Annotated in this window: 5 protein-coding genes and 1 pseudogene; 5 read left to right on the top strand and 1 reads right to left on the bottom strand. The window is 46.6% G+C overall.

The features are described from left to right. Nucleotides 1-101: 101 nt before the first annotated feature. The 5 genes and pseudogenes from ACLFWI_RS27585 to ACLFWI_RS27565 all read left to right on the top strand — a co-directional run. Nucleotides 102-368 (top strand): annotated as a pseudogene (locus tag ACLFWI_RS27585) (family 10 glycosylhydrolase); the annotation flags it as partial. Nucleotides 369-535: 167 nt separating this feature from the next. Continuing rightward, entirely contained in the window at nucleotides 536-739 is a 204-nt protein-coding gene (locus tag ACLFWI_RS27580; protein WP_446351858.1) for a DUF751 domain-containing protein, read from the top strand. A 201-nt stretch (nucleotides 740-940) separates the two neighbouring features. After that, on the top strand, nucleotides 941-1339 hold the full coding sequence (rbfA, locus tag ACLFWI_RS27575; RefSeq protein WP_446415589.1) for a 30S ribosome-binding factor RbfA: 399 nt from the start codon (nucleotides 941-943) through the stop codon (nucleotides 1337-1339). 44 nt (nucleotides 1340-1383) lie between these two features. Beyond that, nucleotides 1384-3030 carry a glycoside hydrolase family 3 protein gene (locus tag ACLFWI_RS27570; RefSeq protein WP_446415588.1) on the top strand — a complete coding sequence of 549 codons (1647 nt, stop codon included), beginning with the start codon at nucleotides 1384-1386 and terminating at the stop codon, nucleotides 3028-3030. Nucleotides 3031-3290: 260 nt separating this feature from the next. Continuing rightward, nucleotides 3291-3560: a DUF4327 family protein gene (locus tag ACLFWI_RS27565; RefSeq protein WP_446415587.1), complete on the top strand. Its 270-nt coding sequence runs from the start codon at nucleotides 3291-3293 to the stop codon at nucleotides 3558-3560. Between the two features lie 326 nt (nucleotides 3561-3886). Here ACLFWI_RS27565 and ACLFWI_RS27560 read toward each other — a convergent pair. Next, nucleotides 3887-4272: hypothetical protein (locus ACLFWI_RS27560; protein ID WP_446415586.1), on the bottom strand; the 386-nt coding region annotated here is incomplete at its 5' end.

Raw genomic sequence — 4272 nt, 5'->3', positions numbered from 1 at the left:
GGGCGGGTTTGGTATTCCAGTTAGTAGGAACGATCAAAGTTAATCCCTAAACCCGCCACTACACATTAACGTAACCAATCCGGAATTTCTAATTACCTCTTCATTGGAGTAAACGCTATTTTGCCGCAGATTGGAAAAACTGGAATGTCGATCGGGCTTTTATTCAAGTTTATAACGACGCGAATTTTGACCAAGAGCTAGATTATGCCTAAAACTATGCGGGAGTTGCCATTTCTGATCAGCAGTTGTATCGTTTAAAAGACCTGGTGAATAACAGCAAAATCGAGAGTATTTTAGTGTTCCCCTCATCGGGCAAACCTGAAGAGGCGGCGGCTTCTATCAAAAAGTTGACTTCTATAAATCAATAACCGCCTCAAGCTAGAGGAAGCTAGAGGTTCCGAGAAATAAGATATAGTGCATAATGGCAGATGTTTCTGCCTCTGTGCTAACGGCAGCCATGTTCCAGACATGCCATGGTATGTCTGAGAACTCCAAGATACAGTTAAAAGGGAAAATAAACTAGAGGTAGGAGATAATGAAAGATTTTTTGCAAAACATTAGCCGATATCCCCGTTACCTGATTAGTATATCCTTGGGCATCTTCTTTGCCTTATTTGAACGCTTTAAGCCAGTCCTGAGTAATCCAGTGAGTGCGATCGCGCTCGTGGGTCTGGTTGTGGGGACATTTCTGTTCTTAGTTTTCACCCTGCGTGCCATGCTAGGACTAAATCCAGTTTAGGGGATTAGGGAGTGAGGGGGTAAGGAAGATGAGGAAGATGAGGAAGATGAGGAAGATGAGGAAGATGAGGAAGATGAGGAAGCAGGGGGAGCGGATTACCAATGAACCATGAACAAATGACAAATGACAAATGACGTAGCTTGCTTCTCAAGGGAAGCGAGTATGACGAATGACGAATGACTACTTAGTAAAGGGGGCGTTATGGCTACAAATCGCCGTGTGTCTAGGGTTTCCTCGCTGATTCAGCAGGAAGTCAGCCAAATGTTATTGCACGATATCAAAGATGACCGTGTTGGTGCTGGAATGGTCAGCGTTACCGATGTCGATGTTTCGGGTGACTTGCAACATGCCAAAATTTATGTCTCAATCTATGGCACTGAAGAGGCAAAATCGGAAACGATGGCAGGTTTACAATCAGCTACAGGTTTTGTCCGCCGCGAATTAGGTCGGCGGGTGCGCTTGCGTCGTACCCCAGAGGTCGTCTTTATTGAAGACCGAGGCTTAGAACGTGGTACTCGTATGTTGACACTATTGAATCAACTCTCACAAGAACGCCGCCGAAAGGGACTCGATGATCAGTTTGAGGCAGAAAACGAGTGATATCATGTCCGTCTAACTTGCCACCTTGCTCATCCAAACATGATATGAATTCCTTACCCGATATTCAGTCTCTCTCCTTGGTACAACAGGTGGCGCAGATGGTTGTGGTGCGGGCGTCTGGCTACCTGTTTGACCACCAAATTCAGTATCCGGCTTGGGAACCTCCAGCCGCTAAATTGCAGCATTGGATACAGGATTGGGGCGTGGGCGGCGTGATTTTATTGGGTGCGAGTGCTGGAGAATTGGCACTGCGATCGCGACAATTACAAGAGTATGCCCCAATCCCCTTATTGATTGCCGCTGATATTGAAGAAGGAGTCGGTCAACGATTTGCGGGGGCGACTTGGTTTCCGCCACCGATGGCAATCGGGGCGATTGCCCGTGAGAATCTGGATAAAGCCCAATACTATGCTCGACAAAAGGGGGCAATTACGGCTCAAGAAGCCTTAGCGATTGGGATTAACTGGATTCTCGCACCCGTCGTTGATGTGAATAATAACCCGCAAAATCCGGTGATTAATGTGCGGGCGTTTGCTGACACGCCGGAAACTGTGAGTCAGTTGGCTAGTCAGTTTATCCGGGGGACACAAGACTATCCGGTGTTAACGACGGCGAAACATTTCCCGGGTCATGGGGATACGGCGATCGATTCTCATTTAAATTTACCGATATTATCTCATTCGCGATCGCGACTAGCCGAGATCGAGTTTCCCCCGTTTCAAGCGGCGATGGCGGCGGGTGTGGATGCGGTGATGACGGCTCATCTGCTGATCCCCAGCTTAGATGAGCAATTTCCCGCGACGTTATCCGAAAAAGTTTTAACCCAAGTGCTGCGCCAAGAGTTGGGGTTTGAAGGGTTGATTGTCACCGATGCTTTAATTATGGGTGCGATCGCGAATCGTTATGGCGCAACGGAAGCCCCGGTAAAAGCGGTGGAAGCAGGGGCGGATATTTTACTTATGCCCGTTAACCCACAAACAACGATTCAAGCCATCTGTGATGCGGTAACGACAGGACGAATTTCCCGCGATCGCATTCTGGCATCTGTTGAACGAATTTGGCAAGCAAAGGCGAAGATTACTGGAGGTGCAGAAGTACCAGTAAGCCAGAGTGATCCATCTCAACCGTTATCGTTTCTGAATCATCTGGCTCAACCAACGGCGATGCAGACAGTTACCCAGATTCTCCGTGATTCTCAACAGGTTGGCGGTTCCCTTCCCCTCCGCTCAAAACCGCTCCCCAATAGTTCTCCGGGACGTAACCTAATCATTGTGGATGATATTTTAACCTGTGATGTTTTGGGGCGAAATGCTCCAGCCGTTACTATCCCCCAACAGTTTGGCTACCAATTGCAATGGGTGGATTGCCATAGGCCACTGATACCCAGGGATCAGAATGATCACCCGATTCCGACACTGCTACAGCTTTTTATTCGCGGAAATCCGTTTCGGAATACGGCTGGGTTAACCGCCGTGGCGACGGATTGGCTACAGTGGTTATTAAAAAATCAAATCTTAGAGGCATTGGTAATTTACGGTAGCCCCTACATCCTAGAACAGTTCCGACCCCACCTCCCCGCCCAAACGCCTTACGTCTACTCCTACGGACAGATGCCAGAGGCGCAGGCGATCGCACTTAAGGTATTATTTGATCAGATTGAATCTGGTTATAGGTTAACAGAATTTATTTAAGTTTTATTAATTAGTTTGCCGCGATCAAGCTCTCTTTCTTAGAGACTGTCTGAGTTTCAATCCCCTAAATTAACGGTATGACTAGGGTTTCAGCCTGTAATCGGTAGCTAGCCGACGGGGATATAATTTTTATCTTTGGTAATTTTTATTCATAGATTGAATAACTTTGTAACTTATTATACGGAACGAGATACCTTTTCAGGCTAGCCAAATTCGTTTATAGTTAGAACGTAGCTTGATGTTTAGTCAGGATGGTATCTATGAGTCCGATGAGTCTTCAAACTGTTCCCTCTACTCCCTCTGCTCCCTCTACTCCCTCTATTCGTTACTCCATTGATGTGATTCAAGAAGAAGCACGTCAACTCGTAGAGAAAGGAGTTGTCAGCCGTCAACAGCCCATCTACGTTCTTTGTCAATACATTCCTGCTCGCGAGTGGGTCTGTGTCGAATGCGAACTAGAGCAGTGCGATTTCTTGCTTAGAGACCGCATTGGTGATTTAATTGGTTCCGAAGAATGGGAAAATGATTAGATAGTCTTAGTTGAGAGGGATAGTGGCTCGGCGCTTAGATAAGGAGTTGGAAAAATTTACTCCGTAAAATTTCACTATCGGCTCGTTGTCATTGGTTATGTCATTGATGAATTGCCAAATCAGGAACAAGTGCGGATTGAGTTAGGGAAACCCTTTCAGCGTTAGGCTTCAGTCCTAGCTCTCGCTCCGGATACAACCCTTAAAAAAAGGAGACAGCTTAACAAAGCAGCCCTGTAATTGCATATTGAAATTTGGATAACCTGAAATAATGTAGGGGCGCATAGACATGCGCCCTTACCAACGTCTGAAAACTGATCCCCTACTCATTATTGGTTCGAGTCAGGGTTACGCATCTGCTCCAAATCAGTGCGGATCAGAGCAATTTGCACCGTCAGTTCTTCAAGTTCCTGTTGGGTACTTCTAGATGTGGTTCCCGTTGGTGAGGTTGAATCACTGTCGCTAGGTGTTGATGGTGTGGTTGAGTCTGTCGGTTGGTTCATTTGGCTGAACATTTGTTCAATCAAGCGTTGAGCCTCTTGCTCGGTTTTTTCACCTTTTTTTGACAACTCAGCAACCTGTTGGTTGAAGTCTAAGTTCAGCAGGGACAAGTTTTCTTCCCGCTTTTGCTGATCCTGGAGACTTTCGATGAGGGAAGTGGTCGCCCCCAAGGATACACGAAAGCCAGTTTGTAAAGCGTCTTGGATATTGTTAG

This window comes from Coleofasciculus sp. (genome assembly GCF_046539235.1).
In the GTDB taxonomy this organism is placed as follows: Bacteria; Cyanobacteriota; Cyanobacteriia; order Cyanobacteriales; family Coleofasciculaceae; genus Coleofasciculus.
This window is presented reverse-complemented; position numbering and strand designations above follow the sequence as displayed.